This window comes from Brevundimonas diminuta 3F5N (assembly GCF_900163625.1).
Lineage (GTDB): Bacteria > Pseudomonadota > Alphaproteobacteria > Caulobacterales > Caulobacteraceae > Brevundimonas > Brevundimonas diminuta_A.
The window spans coordinates 61790-78482 of the sequence record NZ_FUIE01000036.1 but is presented as its reverse complement, the minus strand read 5'-3'; the positions used below and the strand labels follow the sequence as shown (position 1 = coordinate 78482).

Sequence of the window (16693 nt, the reverse complement as noted above, 5' to 3'; positions counted from 1 at the left end):
TCCTCACTCGGCGGCCAAGGCGGCCAGAACCGCGTCGGTCATCTCAATGGTGGAGACGGCGGCGACGCCGGGGTGGGCGATATCGGGGGTACGGACGCCGCTGGACACGACGTGCCGAACGGCGCGCTCAAGCCGGTCGGCCAGATCGGCGCGGTCGAACGACCAGCGCAGGCACAGGGCAAAGGACAGGATGGTGGCGATCGGGTTGGCGACGCCTTGGCCCGCGATATCGGGTGCCGAGCCGTGGATCGGCTCATACAGGCCCCGGCTGTTGCCGCCTTGCCCAAGGCCGGACAGGGAGGCGGAGGGCAGCAGGCCCAGCGAGCCCGTCAGGGCCGCCGCCGCGTCGGACAGGATGTCGCCGAACAGGTTGTCGGTGACGATGACGTCGAACTGGTCCGGGCGGCGGACCAACTGCATGGCGCAGTTGTCGGCGTACATGTGCGACAGCTCCACGTCGGGATAGTCGACGGCGACCTCGGTGGCGACGGCCCGCCACAGGGCGCCGGTCTCCATGACATTGGCCTTGTCCACCGAGCAGACGCGGCGCTGGCGGGTGCGGGCCAGTTCGAAGGCCGTGCGGCAGACGCGGGCGATCTCGGCCTCGGTATAGGCCTGGGTGTCATAGGCGCGGCGTTGGCCGTTGGCGTCGACCTCATTGGCGCGGGGCAGGCTGAAATAGACGCCCGCCGTCGCCTCGCGCACGATCAGGATGTCGAGGCCCCGGATCAGCTCGGGCTTCAGCGCCGAGGCGTCCAGCAGTTCGTCGAAACAGACGGCGGGTCGCAGGTTGGCGTAGAGATCCAGCGCCTGACGCAGGCGCAGTATGCCCATCTCGGGCCTCTGGGCGCGGGGCAGGTGATCCCACTTGGGGCCGCCGACGGCGCCGAACAGGACGGCGTCTGACGCCAGCGCTTGTTGCACCACGTCCTCGGCGATGGGCGCGCCCACGGCGTCAATGCTGGCGCCGCCTGCGAGCGCCTCGCTCAGTTCAATTCGCAGCCCGGCGTTCCGGGCCCAGTCGACGACGCGCAGGGTCTCGCGGATGATCTCGGGCCCGAGGCCGTCGCCCGGCAGGACCAGCAGTTTGAACACGCGGTCAGATGCAGCGGCCACCGTCGACCTCCATGGCCACGCCGGTGATCATCGAGGCGTCGTCGGAGCAGAGGAAGGCGGCGGCGGCGCCCATGTCCTCGGGCGTCGAGAAGCGGCCGATGGGGATGGAGGCCAGAAACTTCGCCCGCATCTCGGGCGTGTCGGCGCCCATGAAGGTCTTCAGCAGGGGGGTGTCGCCCGCCACCGGGTTCAGCGCGTTCACCCGCACCTGGAAAGGCGCCAGCTCGACCGCCATGGCCCGCGTCGCCGTGATGACCCAACCCTTGGAGGCGTTGTACCAGGTCAGGTTCGGGCGGGGGCTGACTCCGCCGGTCGAGGCGATGTTCAGGATGGCGCCGGACCCTTGCGCCTTCATCGCCGGGACGAAGGCCTTCGACATCAGATAGATGGCGCGCATGTTGACGTTGGCGATGCGGTCGAAGACTTCGTCCGACAGCTCGTCCAGCGGCTGGGGCGTGTGGCCGACGCCCGCGTTGTTGACCACGATATCGACCCCGCCCAGCAGGCGGTTCGCGGTTTCGGCCAGAGCAGCGACGTCAGCGGCGCTGGATACGTCGACCTTCACGCCCAGATCGGCGTCGCCCAGTTCAGCGGCCAGCGTGCGGGCGGCCTCAAAGTTCAGGTCGGCGACGATGACGCGGGCGCCTTCCTCGGCGAAGCGGCGCGCGATTCCGGCGCCGAAGCCGGAGGCTCCGCCCGTGACGATCGCTCGCTCGCCCTCCAGCCGCTTCGATCTGTTCTCCCCCAAGACGCTACTCCCTTGCGCTATCCGTGATGGGCCGCGACGGTCTTCAGGGTGGTGAAGGCGTACAGCGCCTCGAACCCCTTCTCGCGACCGTGGCCCGACTTGCCGACGCCGCCAAAGGGCAGTTCCACCCCGCCCGCTGCGCCGTAGTTGTTGATGAAGACCTGTCCGGCCCGCAGCCGTTTCGCCAGCCGCATCTGCCGCCCGCCGTCGGCGGTCCAGACGCCCGCGACCAGGCCGTAATCGGTGCCGTTGGCGATGGCGACGGCGTCGTCTTCCGTGTCGAAGGGGATGACGACGACGGCGGGGCCGAAGATTTCCTGCTGCGCCAGCGGGTGGTCGGGCGCGACATTGGCGAACAGGGTCGGAGCGACATAGGCGCCGCCGGACGGCAGGTCGGCCAGCGTGGCCTGCGCCACGATCAGGCCGTCGGCGCGGCCCTTGTCGATGAAGCTCTCGACCATGGCCTGCTGCTTCTTCGACACCAGCGGCCCGACATCACGGTCATCCATGGCGGGACCGACGGTCAGGGCGGCGAAGCGTTCGGCCATGCGGCGCACGACTTCGTCATAGACGCCGCGCTGAACCAGCACGCGCGATCCGGCCGAGCAGGTCTGGCCTGCGTTCTGGACGCCCGCGTTGACGAGGAAGGGCAGGGCCTTGTCCAGATCGGCGTCGTCGAACACCAACTGAGGCGACTTTCCGCCTAGCTCCAGCGTCACCGGCACGGCGTTGACCGCCGCGGCCTGCTGGATGGCGACGCCCACGCCGGTCGAGCCGGTGAAGGACAGGTGGTTGATCCCCGGATGGGCGGCCAGCGCCGCGCCCGCCTCGGCGCCTGTGCCGGTCACGACGTTCAGCGCGCCTGCGGGCAGGCCGCAGTCGGCGGCGATGTGGGCGAAGGCGAGGGCGGTCAGAGACGCCTGCTCTGCAGGCTTCAGCACCACGGCGTTGCCGACGCACAGGGCCGCCACGACCGAGCGGCCGATGATCTGCATCGGATAGTTCCAGGGGATGATGTGGCCCGTCACCCCGTGCGGCTCGCGCAGGGTGTAGACGGTGTAGCCGTCCTGGAAGGGAATGGTCTCGCCGTGCAGCTTGTCCGCCGCGCCCGCGTAGAATTCGAGATAGCGGGCCAGGGCGATCACGTCGTTGCGCGCTTGCTTCAGCGGCTTGCCGACGTCGAGGGCCTCAAGCTCGGCCAGCATGTCGATGCGGGCTTCGACCTCGCGCCCCATGCGGGCCAGGATGCGGCCGCGCTCGACCGCCGTCATGCGGCCCCAGTCGCCTTCGAAAGCGGCGCGCGCGGCGCGGACGGCGGCGTCGACGTCTGCGGCGGTCCCGGCGGCGAGCCGGCCCATGACTTCGCCCGTCGACGGGTTCTCGATCGGCAGGGTCGCGTCACCCCCTGCGGGGCGCCAGACGCCGCCGATGAAGACCTTATCCGTGGAGAAGGGGGCGGCCATATCGTCTGCTCACTGCGAAGGCGATCCCCTCTGGTTCGCCGTCCAGGATAGTGGGCACGATAACGGATCAGGCGCCAAGCCCTTTATGGTTTTGACCTAAGTGACTGATTTTGTGTTCGTGGTGCTCATTAAAATGAGCGTTCTGAGCCGGAATAAGCAGGCGCTCGACCTTGGCCTAGGCGGCGGTTGCAGGCTCCAGCAGCAGGGCCATGATCTCGGCGCCCAGCATCATGTCCGAGACGGGGCCGAAGCGGCGCATCCGCATCCGGCCCAGCCGGTCGACCAGCACCAGACTGGGCGTGCCCTGAAGATTGAAGGCGGTCATGGTGCGCGGCGCTGTGGTGTCGGCCGAAGGCGCGTCGACGGCGACCGGGAAACGGCAGCCGTGCTCGGCCAGCCATCGGGTCAGGCCCGCGCGGTCCGACTGCTGATCGTGATGCTCGAACACGCTGTGGACGCCCAGAACGGCGACCTCGCCGGAGGTGAAGGTCTCGGCCACGCGCCGGGCCTGGGGCAGGGCATAGTGGGAACAGCCGGGGCAGAGGCGTTGCAGGAAGGCGATGCAGACGACCTTGCCGCGCAGGTCTTCCAGACGGACGGGTTCGGGCGTGTTCAACCACTCCACGGCGTCGATCGGAGGGGCGAGACGGTGCATGGAGGCGGCTCCTGAACGGCAGGGCGCCCCGATGGAGGCCGGACCTGGAATCGAACCAGGCTGGGCGGATATGCATTCCGCCGCGTAACCGCTCCGCCATCCGGCCATCGGGGCGAGGCGTCTGGGTAGCAGGCGACGTCGGACGTCGCCTGGGCCGGTTGCGGATTTGAGGGGGCGCCGGTTGCAGCGCCCCCCATGGATCAGTCGGTGGCGGCCTGTTCGGCTTCCTTGGCCTCACGACGGGCGACGCTGAAGCGACGGCCGTAGAGCAGATAGGCGCCGACGCCGATGACGTTCCAGATCAGGAACCACAGCTGGGTTTTCTGCGGCAGGCTGGCCAACAGATACAGGCAGCCGGCGATGGCCACGGGACCGATGATCCAGGCCAGCGGCGTGCGGAAGCCGCGCGGCAGCTCGGGCGCGCGGCGGCGAAGGATCAGCATGCACAGGGCCACGGAGCTGAAGGCCACCAGGGTTCCGGCGTTGGCCAGGGCGACGATCTCGTCCAGCGGGAAGAACAGGGAGATGGTCCCCACCACGACGGCCGTGAAGGCGGTGATGCGCAGCGGCGCGCCCTTGGCCGACAGTTGCGACAGGCCGCGCGGCAGCAGGCCGTCGCGGGCCATGACGAAGAAGATGCGGCTTTGGCCGTAGAAGAAGGCCAGGATGACGGTCGGCAGGGTCAGCACGGCGGTCACCGCCAGGAAGTGGGCGGCGCCCGGCTGGCCGATCTCGCGCAGGATCAGGGCCAGCGGCTCGGGGCTATTGGCGAACAGGGTGAAGGGCGCGGCGCCCAGGGCGGCCGTGGCGATCACCGTATAGATGGCGGCGCAGACCAGCATGGAGCCGACGATGCCGATGGCCAGGTCGCGCTTGGGGTTGCGGGTCTCTTCGGCCGCCGTGGCGATGGCGTCGAAACCGTAGAAGGCCGAGAAGATGATAGCCGCGGCCGCCATGATGCCGCGCTCGACCCCGTCCTCGCCCATGGTGCGGCCGAAGCCGAAGGGGCTGAACGGCTCCAGGTTGGCGGCGTTGAAGTGGGGCAGGGCGAACCAGACGAACAGAACCAGGGCCGACAGCTTCACGACCACCAGGGCCAGGTTCAGCGTGGCGCTCTTGCGGGTGCCGATGATCAGCATTCCGGCGATGACCAGGATGATGAACAGGGCGGGCACATTGGCGACGCCGCCCGCGTGCGGCCCTTGCATCAGGGCCATGGGCAGTCCCAGCCAGTCGTGCAGCAGGGGCGCGGCGTAGCCGGACCAACTGACGGCCACGGCGCTGACCACCAGGCTGTATTCCAGGATCAGGCTCCAGCCGATGATCCAGGCGACGACCTCGCCGATGACGACGTAGTTGTAGGTATAGGCGCTGCCCGAGGCGGGGATGGTCGAGGCCATCTCGGCATAGGCCAGGGCGGCGCAGGCGCAGACGAAGCCCGCGATCAGGAAGGACAGCAGGACGGCCGGACCGGCCTTGTCCGCGCCGATGCCGATCAGGGTCAGGATGCCGGTGCCGACGATGGCGCCCACGCCCATCGCCATCAGGTGCGGCCAGCTGAGGCTGCGGGTCAGGCTGCGTTCCTGCGCGTTGACCGTGATGCGCTTGCGCACGTTCCAGCCGCCCATACGGTCTCTCATCTTCTTGTGTGTCGGGACCGGCGGGAAGACCGGCGCGCTGTGTTGCGCCAGACGCGCCCTGGATACAAGCGTCACGCGGGTCTGAAGCGCGGCTTTGAGGCGCGGCAGGGCGGACGGCTACCTCCGTCACCGGACATTTTGTCACTCGGGCGGCGATAAAACGGCAAGAAACCTAAGCCGATCCGTCACTGAAGCACGCAAGCTTCGGAAACCGCAGCCGCTATCCATGCCGCCGAGGCAGGAGGGAAGCAGGGCCATCCGTGACGGATAGGCCGCCCACTGTCGCATCTTTTGACCAGACCGGTGGATGACGATGAACAGCAGCTTCAAGACCATGCTCGCCGTGGCGGCCAGCGCGCTCGCCCTGGCGGCCTGCGGCGGATCGGCCGAGGTGGCCTCGCCCGGCGAAGGCGACTTCGGCAATGGGAACGGCAACGGGAATGGCAACGGGAATGGCAATGGCGGCAACGGCCAGGCCGCCGCTGACTGCCCGGCCGGTTTCGCCAACGTCGGCACCATGGCCAACGGCACGCTGCGCAACTGCCAACTGCCGCAACAGATCAACGGCGCGCTGACCGTGCCGCTGCGCGCCGGCACCATTTACTCCATCTCGGGCCGCACGGCCGTCGGCACCGACGGCGGCGTCGACGCCTCGGCCAACACCGGCACGCAGGGCATCCTGACGGTTGAAGCGGGCGTGACCATCTTCGCCTCGGGCGGCGGCGATTATCTGCTGGTCAACCGCGGCTCGCAGATCTACGCTGAAGGCACGGCCTCGCAGCCGATCGTCTTCACCAGCCGTCAGAACGTCGAAGGCGCGACCAACGAGAACTCGCACGGTCAGTGGGGCGGCATCGTCATCGCCGGCCGCGCGCCCCAGGCCAACTGCCAGCTGACCGCACCGGTCACCTGCACCGGCCAGGTGGAAGGCACCAACGCCTTCTACGGCGGCGGCAACGTCAACGACAACTCGGGCCGTCTGCGTTACGTCCAGATCCGCTACTCGGGCTTTGAGATCTCGACCGGCAACGAGCTGCAGGCCCTGACCCTGGCCGGCGTCGGCGCGGGCACCACCATCGAATACGTCCAGTCCTACAACTCGTCGGACGACGGCATCGAAATCTTCGGCGGCAACGTCAACCTGAAGCGCATCGTCATCAACGGCGCCGACGACGACGCCTTCGACACCGACACCGGCTGGCGCGGCGGCGCCCAGTTCGGCATCGTGACCCAGCGCGCCCCGAACGCGACCAGCCGCTCGGCCGGTTTCGAGTTCTCGGCCGCCCCGGCCTCGACGCCGCTGGCCCAGCGCTACAACTCGCAGCCCAAGATCGCCAACTGGACGATGGTGGGCCGCAACTCGCCGACCGACGCCCACACCGTCGCCCACTTCGACACGGGCACGAAGGCGACCGTGGTCAACTCGGTCTTCACCAGCGCCGCCGGTTCGCTGGCCGGCTGCCTGGACATCGCCGACGCCGACACGGCCAGCGTGAACCCGGTGTTCAACTCGGTCTTCATGTCCTGCGGGATTTCGTATCGCCCGAGCAACGCCACCCGTTCGGAGCCGATCTTCACGGCCGGCACGAACAACACGGCCAAGGGAACCTCGACCCTGACCGCCCCGGCCGCGGGCGTGACGATCACCAATCAGGTCCTGACCTTCATCAACGGCGCCAACGAAACCGCCGTGACTCCGGCCAAGGCTTCGAGTGTCCACGCCGCCTTCACCGACACCGACTACATCGGCGCCGTGAAGAACGCTTCGGACACCTGGTGGCAGGGTTGGACCTGCGGCCTGACCGCCAACGCGAAGTGCTGATGAACCCTCTGGCGAGGCGGCGGTCCGAAAGGGCCGCCGCCGACCCTTTGAGCGTCCAGCCTCTCTCGACCTACGCAAGGCAGCCGAACATGAAGAACAAGACCCTGACCCGTAACGGGCTGCTGCTGGCCAGCAGCGCCCTGGTCGCCGCTTTCGGCGCGCCCAGCCTCGCGCTCGCCCAGGCGGCCGCCCCCGTCGCCGCCGTGGCGCTGAGCAATGAACTGCCCGCCGATCCGGAAAGCCCGGATCAGGTGTCGCAGACCCCGGCCACCCAGTTGGGCGACATCGTCGTCCTGGGCCGCAATATCCCGCAGCAGAACCGTCAGAGCGCCGAAGTGGCCGCTTTCCTGACGTCGGAAGACCTGCAGCGCACCGGCGACTCCACCGCCGCCGCCGCCCTGACCCGCGTGACCGGCCTGTCGATCGTCGAAGGCCGCTTTGTCTATGTGCGCGGCCTGGGCGAGCGTTATTCCTCGGCCCTGCTGAACGGTTCGCCGCTGCCCAGCCCCGAGCCGCTGCAGCGCGTGGTGCCGCTGGACCTGTTCCCCTCCAGCATCCTGGCGGGCATGACGGTTCAGAAGTCCTATTCCCCCAACTATCCGGGCGAGTTCGGCGGCGGGGTCATCGACCTGCGCACCGTGGACGCCCCGGCCGAGCCCTTCCTGACCTTCAAGGCGGGCATCGGCGGCAACACCGAGACGACGGGCCGCGACAACCTGGTCTATTACGGCTCGGACACCGACTGGACCGGCTTCGACGACGAGACTCGCAAGGTTCCGGGGCCGATCGATCTGGCCTTCCGCACCGGCAAGCAGATCAACATGGCCAACTTCTCGGCCGCCGAGCTGCAGCGGATGGGCCGATCGATGGTCAATGCGCCGCTGCGCCTGATGCAGCGTCAGCAGACGCCGGTCGACGGCAGCCTGGAGCTGGCGGGCGGCTTCCGCACTCCGACCGAGATCGGCGACCTGGGCGTCATCGCCGTGGCCGGCTACGACAACTCCTGGCGCACCCGCCAGGCGATCCAGGAAGAAGGCCAGTTCCAGGGCGACGACCTGGTGCCGGTCTCGACCTTCGACGTCGAGTCCAACCAGAACGACGTGCGCCTGAACTTCCTGGGCGGCCTGTCGCTGACGACCGACGATCATGAGGTGAAGTGGACCAACCTCTACGTCCGCACCACGACCAAGCGCGCGCGCACCTCGGCCGGGCCGGACTTCGACGCCGGCGGCAGCGTGATCCGCAACGACTACACCGAGTGGTTCGTGCGTCAGCTGTTCACCAGCCAACTGGCGGGCGAGCACTACTTCGGCGCCGACGGCGAGTGGAAGCTGGACTGGCGCGCGGCCTACGCCAAGACCTCGCGCGACGCCCCCTATGAATCGCGCTTCCAGTACGGCGTCGACGCCCAGGACCGCTTCATCCACAACGTCCAGGGCAACCAGATCTCGTTCAGCGAGCTGGACGACGAAATCTGGTCCGGCGGCGTGGACCTGGCCTATAAGCTGCCGATGGCGGCGGGCCGTGAGGCGACCATCAGCGTCGGTGCCTCGACTCTGGACAACACCCGCTCGGCCGAACGTCACGACCTGCAGTTCGAGGCCGTCAACGGCCTGACCGATAGCCAGCGGCATTCGCGGATCGACTATCTGTTCTCGGACTTCAACATCAATCCGTGGACCCTGCAGCTGCGCGAGATCGCCGGCTCGAACGGCGCCAACGCCTACGATGCCGACCTCAAGGTCAACGCCGTCTACGCCATGGTTGACGCCGAGTTCGTGCCGACCGTGCGCACCACCTTCGGCGTCCGCTTCGAGGACGGTCAGCAAAGCGTGACCCCGCGCGACCTGTTCGGCGGAACCTCGTCCTATGAGGCGACCGAGATCGAGGAGCAGTACTGGCTGCCGTCGTTCACCGCGACGTGGAACTTCACCGAGGATCAGCAGCTGCGCTTCGGCGCGTCCAAGACCATCGGCCGTCCGCAGTTCCGCGAACTGGCGCCCCAGGCCTATACCGACCCGGAAAGCGACCGCGTCTTCATCGGCAACCCCTATCTGACCGACACCGAGATCCTGAACCTGGACGCGCGTTGGGAATGGTATTTCGGCCGCCAGCAGTTCGTCACGGCGGGCGTTTTCTACAAGAAGCTGGACAAGCCGGTTGAAGCCGTGATCGTCGACGTCGGCAACCAGCGCCAGCAGACCTTCCTGAACGCGCCGGAAGCGACCGTCATGGGCGTCGAGGCCGAGGTGAAGAAATACTTCGAGTTCGCCGACCAGGCGGCCTTCATCTCCAACAAGCGCTGGTTGGTGCAGGCCAACTACACCTGGTCGGACTCCGAGGTTTCGGTCGGCGAGGGCGACACCGTTATCACCCTGGGCGGCGGCGGCCGTCCTGAGCAGGCGTCCTTCTTCATTCAGGACGGCAGCCGTATGCAGGGCCAGTCGGAGCACGTCGCCAACCTGCAACTGGGTTGGGAAGACGACACGGCTCGCTCGCAGGCGACCCTCATCCTGAACTACGTCTCGGAGCGGATCACCGCACGCGGTGCGGGCGTCGGCACGGCGCGCGAGCCTAATTACCTGCAGGAGCCGGGCGCCGTTCTCGACTTCGTCTATCGCAAGGACTTCACCGTGAAGGGGCGCGACCTGGGCTTCGCCCTGGAGCTGCGTAACCTGCTGGGGACGGACTTCGAAGAGTATCAGGAGAAGGGCAACAAGATCCGCATCAACCAGTATGACCTGGGTCAGAGCGCCTCGGTCAGCCTGACGGCGCGTTTCTAAGCGCAGACTGCGCCTGACATTTGAGCCGGGAGACCCCAGTGGTCTCCCGGCTTTTTTATGCCTGCCGTCGGGGCAGGGTGAATGTTTCGCGTCATTCTCTCCGAACCCGCCGCATCTGTCGCGACAACTTCTCGGCGCTGTCATGGTTCGGAGCGAGCCGGGTACGGAGCATCCGCCTAGGGAGGCGGTGCGGCCGCGAGAGGCCGTGGGGGATGTCTTCCTTGCTCGCTGGCCTTCGCAAACTGAGCGCCGTTTCGTTGGGCGAGGGCGGCCTGTCCCTTCGCCGTCCGCCGCTGCGGCGCGTGGTCGAGGCGGCGTTGATCCTGCTTCTTCTGGTGCAGGCCGGGCGACTGGTCTGGCTGTTCGCGGCGCCCATGCCGCAAGGCGTCCAGGCCCAACCTTTATCTGAGATCGATCTGGGCGTGCTGTCGCGCTTCGACGCCTTCTTCCGCAACGGCGGTGGCGGGGCCGAGGCGGCGTCGTCGGACGGCGGCGGCCTGACCCTGTTCGGGGTGCGCGCGGACGGCGCGGGCGGCGGATCGGCCATCATCGGCCTGTCGAACGGGCGTCAGGTTTCGGTCGGGGCGGGCGAGGAACTGGAGCCGGGGCTGACCTTGAGCGCCGTCGCCCCCGATCACGTCATGCTGTCGCGCGGCGGCGCGCCGTTCCGCCTCGATTTTCCCGACATGATGTCCGGCGCAGCTTCTGTTGCGCCCGCGACAACGGCCCAACCGGCCGTTGCGACGCCTGAACCGACCCCGGCCGAAGGCGTGGCGGTCGACCCCCAGCGTCTGATCGCCCAGGCGGGGCTGCGGCCGCGCATTCAGGGGCTGGGCGTCAACGGCCTGACCATTTCCGCCTCGGGCGACGGGGGCGAGCTTCGCAACGCCGGCCTGCGCTCGGGCGATGTCATCGTGTCGGTCAACGGCACGGCCCTGAACAGCCCGCAGGCGCTCGCCGCCCTGCGCAGCCAGCTGGCCGACGCCCCTTCGGCCCAGATCCAGTTCGAGCGCGACGGTCAAGTCCGCTCCACCACCGTAAGGACGCGCCCATGAAGGCCCGTAACCGTTCACTGCTCACCGGTGTTCTGGCCGCTGTTCTGGCGGTCCAGCCGCTGGCCGCTGCGCCGGTGATCGCGCAGGAGGCGCGTCAGACGCTGAACGTCCAGAACGCCGACATCCGCGCCTTCGTGCAGGATGTGGCGCGCACGACGGGGCGCACCTTCATCGTCGATCCGGCGGTGACGGGTACGGTGACGGTGTCCAGCCCGCGCCCCCTGACCCGCGCCCAGTTGTTCGAGGTCTTCCTGTCGACGCTGCGGGCCAATGGTCTGGTGGTGACGCCGACGTCGTCCGGCGCCTATCGCATCAGTCCGGCCCAGGGGGCGGCGCAGGGGCCGGCCACGGTCGGCGCCGAGCGGTTCTCGACCGAGGTCTTCACCCTTCGCCACATCGACGCCGCCTCGGCCGCCGAGACGATCCGGCCTCTGGTCGGGGCGCAGGGGCAGGTGCTTGCCAATCCCGGCGCCAACAGCGTGGTGGTGGCCGACTTCGCCGACAATCTGTCGCGCATCCGGGCGCTGGTCGGTCGCATCGACGTGGACCGTTCGGCCTATGAGGTGGTGGCGCTGGAGAACGCCTCGGCGCGTGAGATCGCGGGCGTGCTGCAACAGGTGACGGGCGGTCCCGGCGGGCCCAGCCTGGTGACGATCACCCCGGTCGAAAGCTCCAACGCCCTGGTGCTGCGCGGCGACGGTCAGGCGCTGTCGCGCGTGCGCGGCCTGATCGCCGATCTGGACGGCCGGGCGCGGGCCAGTCAGGACGTCAACGTCGTCTTTCTGGAGCATGCGGACGCCGAGCAGTTGCTGCCGGTCCTGCAACAGATCGTCGGCCAGCCCGCCGATGCGGCGGCGGCCTCCTCGCCGCGTCTTCGCACCGCCCGCGCCGGAGCGGCCCATACGACCAGCGGCATGGGGCAGGGCGGCCTGACCACGACGAGCGAGCCCGACAGCGGGCCGATCGGCTCGACCACCGTCACCGCCACCGGCCAGCGCGCCACCATCGCCCGCTTCCCCGGCGCCAACGCCCTGGTCATCTCCGGCCCGGCGGACCTGCAACGCACCCTGACCGAAGTGATCCGCCAACTGGACGTGCGCCGCCAGCAGGTGCTGATCGAAGCCATCGTCGTCGAACTGAGCGACAAGGCCGTTCGCGACCTGGGCGTGCAGTGGCTGATGGCGGGCGAGCAGGGCGTCGGCCTGACCAACTATTCCGATCGTGCGGCGCCGCTGGTTCCCATTGCGGGCGGGGCGGCGGCGGGGCAGTTGGACAAGGACGATCCCCTGCGCGAGCGGTTGCAGAACCTGGCCCTCAACAGCCTGCTGGGCGCCAACGGCTTTGTCGGCGGGGCGGGCGGCAAATGGGGCGACGGCCTGTTCGGCTTCATCATCAATGCGGCCAAGACGGACGCGGGCTCCAACCTGCTGCAAACCCCGTCGATCATGACGCTGGACAATGAAGAGGCGACCTTCCTGGTCGGGCAGGAGGTGCCGATCACCACCGGCCAGACCATCCTGGACGGCAACTCCAACCCCTTCACCACGACCGAGCGCAAGGACATCGGCGTGCGCCTGACGGTCCGGCCCCAGATCAATGCGGGCGGCTCCATCACCCTGACGCTGCGGCAGGAGGTGTCGAGCATCAACGGTCTGCTGACCAGCGGCGCCAACGACCTGATCCTGGACAAGCGCGAGCTGGAGACGACGCTGGTCGTCGATGACGGCGACATCGCCGTAGCGGGCGGCCTGCTGGATCAGAACGACCGGCTGGAGACGAGCAAGGTTCCCGGCCTGGGCGACATTCCGGGCGTCGGCGTCCTGTTCCGCTCGACCAGTCGCGAGCGGGGGCGGACCAATCTGATGGTCTTCCTTCGCCCGACCATCCTGCGCACCACGGCGGATGCGCAGGGTCTGGCGGCGGATCGCTGGGGCTATATGCGCGGCGAGCAGCAGCGGGTTCACCCGGACCGCGAGCCGAGCCTGGACGCCCTGTTGCGTGACTATATGCAGGCGCAGCCGCCCGCGGCTCCCGTGGCGGGCGAACCTCTGGTCATCGCTCCCGTGGCGCCGGTCGCGGCCCAGCCGCTGCCGCCCGTGGCGGGGGCCGCCCGGTGATCACCGTCGTCGATCCGCGTCTGCCCTACGGCTTCGCCAAGACCCACGGCGTGCTGCTGCTGGCGGCGGGGGAGGTGATGGCGGTGGGCGTACGCGAGGGCGCTGATCCGCTGGCGCTGGTCGAGGCGCGCCGCGCGCTGGGCCGTCCGCTGGAGGCGACGCCTCTCAGCGCCGCCGCCTTCGATCGCAAGCTGTCAGAGGTCTATGCGGGCGAGCAACTGACGGCGGCCGACGGCGACGACCTGTCCCTGCCGGTCGGCCTCGACAGTCTGGTGGACGATATTCCGGCGGCGGCGGACCTGCTGGACGCGACGGACGATGCGCCGGTCATCCGCCTGATCAACGGCGTCATCGCCGAGGCCGCCCGCATCGGCGCCTCGGACGTGCATCTGGAAAGCTATGAGACGCGCCTGCTGGTGCGGATGCGGGTGGACGGGGTGCTGCGCGAGGCGCTGAGCCTGAACCCGCGCGTGGCGCCGCTGCTGGTGTCGCGCATCAAGGTCATGGCGCGGCTGGACATCGCCGAGAAGCGCAAGCCGCAGGACGGACGTATTCCCCTGACGCTGGGCGGTAAGTCTCTGGATGTGCGCGTCTCGACCCTGCCGTCGCGGGCGGGCGAGCGGGTGGTGCTGCGGATTCTGGACAAGGATCAGGCCGGGCTGACGCTGGATCGGCTGGGCATGGACCCGGCCGCGCTGGAGGCCTTCCGCCATGCGCTGGCCGAGCCGAACGGCATCATCCTCGTCACCGGCCCGACGGGCTCGGGCAAGACGACCAGCCTCTATGCCGGGCTGGCGCCGCTGAACGACGGATCGCGCAACATACTGACGGTCGAAGACCCGGTCGAATACGCCATCGAAGGCGTGGGCCAGACGCAGGTGAACCCCAAGGTCGGCATGACCTTCGCCGCCGGTCTGCGCGCCATCCTGCGTCAGGATCCGGACGTGGTCATGGTCGGCGAAATCCGCGACACGGAGACGGCGGCTATCGCCGTTCAGGCGTCGCTGACCGGCCACCTGGTGCTGTCGACGGTCCACACCAATGACGCGGCCGGGGCTGTGACGCGCCTGCGCGACATGGGGGTCGAGCCCTTCCTGCTGGCCTCGACCCTGCGGCTGGTGGTGGCGCAACGGCTGGTGCGGCGCCTGTGCCCGCATTGCCGGATCGAGGAGATGGCGGACAAGGCGACGGCGCGGCTGATCGGCGCCGAGGAAGGCGTGCGCGTCTGGCGGCCGCATGGCTGCGCCGACTGCGGTTCGACCGGCTATGTCGGACGCATCGGCCTTTATGAAACGCTGACGGTGGACGAGAAGGTGCGCCGCCTGATCGCCTCGGGCGCCGATGAGGACGCGGTGTTCGACGCAGCCTTCGCGCGCGGCGGGACGCTGGCCGACCGGGCGCGGACGCTGGTGCTGGAAGGCGTTACTTCGGTCGAGGAGGCCCTGCGCGTGGCGCGTCAGGAGACCGCCGCCGAAGAGGTCGCGGCCTGATGGGGGCCTTCGACTACATCGCCGCCGATGCGGCCGGGCGGACGGTCAGCGGCTCTGTGACCGCCGCCGACGAGGCGGCTGCGCGCAAGGCGCTGGCGAAGCGTCAGCTGGCGCCGTTGCAACTGTCGCCCGGTCGCTCGGGGACGGTCGCGACGTCGGCGAAGGCTGGCAAAGCCGGGCGGCTGTCGCCCAAGGCGCTGGCGCTGACGACGCGGCAACTGGCGACGCTGATCTCCGTCTCCCCGCTGGAGGAGGCGTTGCGGAACCTGATGCTTCAGGCCGACCGGCCGAACCTGCGCCGCGTGCTGGAAGGCGTCCACGCCGGGGTGATCGAGGGGCGGCGCCTGTCTGACGCCATGGGCCAGCAGGGCGCGGCCTTTCCGCCGCTGTATCGCGCCATGACGGCGGCGGGCGAGCAGTCAGGCGCGCTGCAACCCATTCTCGAACGGCTGGCCGACGGGCTGGAGCGGGACGAGGTGGTGCGCGGCAAGGTGCTGACGGCGCTGGTCTATCCGTGCGTGCTGGCGGTGGTGGCGCTGGGCGTCATCGTCGCCATGATGACCTACATCGTGCCCAAGGTGGTCGATCAGTTCGAGAGCATGGGCCAGACCCTGCCGCTGCTGACGCGGCTGGTCATCGGTCTGTCGGCCCTGATGCGCGACTGGGGCTGGCTGATGCTGTTGATGCTCGCGGCCGTGGTCGCCGCAGGGCTGATCGCGCGACGGCGCGAGGCGGTGCGGCTGAAGATGGACGCCTGGGTGCTCAGGCTGCCTCTGGTCGGGCGGCTGACGCGCGACCTGCACGGGGCGCGCATGGCCCGCACCCTGTCGATCATGATCGCGGCGGGCCTGCCGGTGCTGGAGGGGCTGACCATCACCGCCCGCACCGTCTCCAACCGCGCCCTGCGCCGCGCCACCGAACAGATGGCTGAGGCCGTGCGTGAAGGCGGGGGCCTGTCGGCCGCCATGCGCCGCGCCGATGTCTTCCCGCCCATCCTCGTCTACATGACCGCCTCCGGCGAAAGCAGCGGTCGGCTGGAGCCCATGCTGGAGCGAGCAGCCGACTATCTGGAGCGCGAATTCTCCAACTTCACCGCCGTTATGCTCAGCCTGCTGGAGCCGGCGATCATCGTGGTCATGGGCGGGATCGTCGCCGTGATCGTGCTGTCGATCCTGCTTCCCATTCTTCAGATCAACACCCTGGCCCTGGGGTGAGGAGACCTTCCATGCGTAGCGAAGATACTCAGGATAAACATCAGAAACGTCAGGGCTTCACCCTTGTCGAACTGATGGTCGTGATCGTCATCATCGGCCTGTTGGCGACGGTGGTGGCGATCAATGTTCTGCCCAGTCAGGACAAGGCCATGGTCGGCAAGGCGCGGGCCGACATCTCGGTGCTGGAGCAGGCGGTGGAGACCTATCGCCTCGACAACCTGACCTTCCCGACGGACCAGCAGGGGCTGAAGGCCCTGACCGCGCCGCCCGCCGATCTGGCGCGGCCGGAACGTTATCGCCAGGGCGGCTATGTGCGCCGCCTGCCGGAAGACCCGTGGGGCAATCCCTATCAGTACCGTCGCCTTAGCGCCCACGGAGGCCAGTTTGACATCTGGTCCTTCGGCGCCGACGGCCAGGAAGGGGGCGAGGGGAATGACGCCGACATCGGCAACTGGCAGGGCTGAGGCTCGCGCCTACTCGGCTTCATCGGTAGCCGTGGAAACGCCCAAACGCGCTCAAGTAGCGAGCCGCCGCGCGGTGAGCGGTAGCGCACGACAACTCGCTCAAGCAGCGCGCGCCCGAAGCGCGCG

At 68.8% G+C, this 16693-nt stretch carries 12 protein-coding genes and 1 tRNA gene; 7 read left to right on the top strand and 6 right to left on the bottom strand.

Going from position 1 to position 16693, the window contains the following annotated elements; translation table 11 throughout:
* Positions 1 to 3: 3 nt before the first annotated feature.
* The 6 genes from leuB to FM111_RS06960 form a co-directional block, all read right to left on the bottom strand.
* Positions 4 to 1095, bottom strand: coding sequence for a 3-isopropylmalate dehydrogenase (gene leuB / locus FM111_RS06985; RefSeq protein ID WP_179205046.1), 1092 nt, complete (start codon positions 1093 to 1095; stop codon positions 4 to 6).
* Between the two features lie 4 nt (positions 1096 to 1099).
* On the bottom strand, positions 1100 to 1864 hold the full coding sequence (locus tag FM111_RS06980; RefSeq protein ID WP_087140246.1) for a glucose 1-dehydrogenase: 765 nt from the start codon (positions 1862 to 1864) through the stop codon (positions 1100 to 1102).
* Between the two features lie 17 nt (positions 1865 to 1881).
* On the bottom strand, positions 1882 to 3327 hold the full coding sequence (locus FM111_RS06975; protein ID WP_087140245.1) for an aldehyde dehydrogenase family protein: 1446 nt from the start codon (positions 3325 to 3327) through the stop codon (positions 1882 to 1884).
* Between the two features lie 175 nt (positions 3328 to 3502).
* Entirely contained in the window at positions 3503 to 3982 is a 480-nt protein-coding gene (locus FM111_RS06970) for a redoxin family protein (RefSeq protein WP_087140244.1), read from the bottom strand.
* 32 nt (positions 3983 to 4014) lie between these two features.
* Positions 4015 to 4088 (bottom strand) — tRNA-Cys (locus tag FM111_RS06965).
* Between the two features lie 94 nt (positions 4089 to 4182).
* On the bottom strand, positions 4183 to 5610 hold the full coding sequence (locus tag FM111_RS06960; protein ID WP_087140243.1) for an amino acid permease: 1428 nt from the start codon (positions 5608 to 5610) through the stop codon (positions 4183 to 4185).
* Positions 5611 to 5935: 325 nt separating this feature from the next.
* Here FM111_RS06960 and FM111_RS06955 point away from each other — a divergent pair, with 325 nt between their 5' ends.
* The 7 genes from FM111_RS06955 (at position 5936) to gspG (ending at position 16567) form a co-directional block, all read left to right on the top strand.
* On the top strand, positions 5936 to 7444 hold the full coding sequence (locus FM111_RS06955) for a hypothetical protein (RefSeq protein ID WP_256968128.1): 1509 nt from the start codon (positions 5936 to 5938) through the stop codon (positions 7442 to 7444).
* Positions 7445 to 7533: 89 nt separating this feature from the next.
* On the top strand, positions 7534 to 10227 hold the full coding sequence (locus FM111_RS06950) for a TonB-dependent receptor domain-containing protein (protein WP_087140241.1): 2694 nt from the start codon (positions 7534 to 7536) through the stop codon (positions 10225 to 10227).
* 212 nt (positions 10228 to 10439) lie between these two features.
* Positions 10440 to 11282 carry a type II secretion system protein N gene (locus FM111_RS06945; RefSeq protein WP_087140240.1) on the top strand — a complete coding sequence of 281 codons (843 nt, stop codon included), beginning with the start codon at positions 10440 to 10442 and terminating at the stop codon, positions 11280 to 11282.
* Complete coding sequence (gene gspD / locus FM111_RS06940) at positions 11279 to 13399, top strand: type II secretion system secretin GspD (RefSeq protein WP_087140239.1); 2121 nt, start codon at positions 11279 to 11281, stop codon at positions 13397 to 13399. The genes FM111_RS06945 and gspD overlap by 4 nt, the downstream gene beginning before the upstream one ends.
* The gene (gene gspE, locus FM111_RS06935) at positions 13396 to 14889 is read left to right on the top strand and encodes a type II secretion system ATPase GspE (protein ID WP_087140238.1); all 1494 of its coding nucleotides are present in this window, start codon (positions 13396 to 13398) and stop codon (positions 14887 to 14889) included. The genes gspD and gspE overlap by 4 nt, the downstream gene beginning before the upstream one ends.
* Complete coding sequence (gene gspF / locus FM111_RS06930) at positions 14889 to 16103, top strand: type II secretion system inner membrane protein GspF (RefSeq protein ID WP_087140237.1); 1215 nt, start codon at positions 14889 to 14891, stop codon at positions 16101 to 16103. Before gspE ends, gspF begins: the two co-directional genes overlap by 1 nt.
* 11 nt (positions 16104 to 16114) lie before the next feature.
* Complete coding sequence (gene gspG / locus FM111_RS06925) at positions 16115 to 16567, top strand: type II secretion system major pseudopilin GspG (protein WP_087140236.1); 453 nt, start codon at positions 16115 to 16117, stop codon at positions 16565 to 16567.
* The last annotated feature ends 126 nt before the right edge of the window (positions 16568 to 16693 follow it).

What these genes read in the sequence shown, in the direction of transcription:
- FM111_RS06970 (WP_087140244.1), bottom strand. Translation starts at nt 3,982, where the DNA reads ATGCACCGTCTCGCCCCTCCGATCGACGCCGTGGAGTGGTTGAACACG.
- gspG (WP_087140236.1), top strand. Translation starts at nt 16,115, where the DNA reads ATGCGTAGCGAAGATACTCAGGATAAACATCAGAAACGTCAGGGCTTC.
- FM111_RS06950 (WP_087140241.1), top strand. Translation starts at nt 7,534, where the DNA reads ATGAAGAACAAGACCCTGACCCGTAACGGGCTGCTGCTGGCCAGCAGC.
- FM111_RS06955 (WP_256968128.1), top strand. Translation starts at nt 5,936, where the DNA reads ATGAACAGCAGCTTCAAGACCATGCTCGCCGTGGCGGCCAGCGCGCTC.
- gspD (WP_087140239.1), top strand. Translation starts at nt 11,279, where the DNA reads ATGAAGGCCCGTAACCGTTCACTGCTCACCGGTGTTCTGGCCGCTGTT.
- FM111_RS06960 (WP_087140243.1), bottom strand. Translation starts at nt 5,610, where the DNA reads ATGGGCGGCTGGAACGTGCGCAAGCGCATCACGGTCAACGCGCAGGAA.
- FM111_RS06945 (WP_087140240.1), top strand. Translation starts at nt 10,440, where the DNA reads ATGTCTTCCTTGCTCGCTGGCCTTCGCAAACTGAGCGCCGTTTCGTTG.
- gspF (WP_087140237.1), top strand. Translation starts at nt 14,889, where the DNA reads ATGGGGGCCTTCGACTACATCGCCGCCGATGCGGCCGGGCGGACGGTC.
- FM111_RS06975 (WP_087140245.1), bottom strand. Translation starts at nt 3,327, where the DNA reads ATGGCCGCCCCCTTCTCCACGGATAAGGTCTTCATCGGCGGCGTCTGG.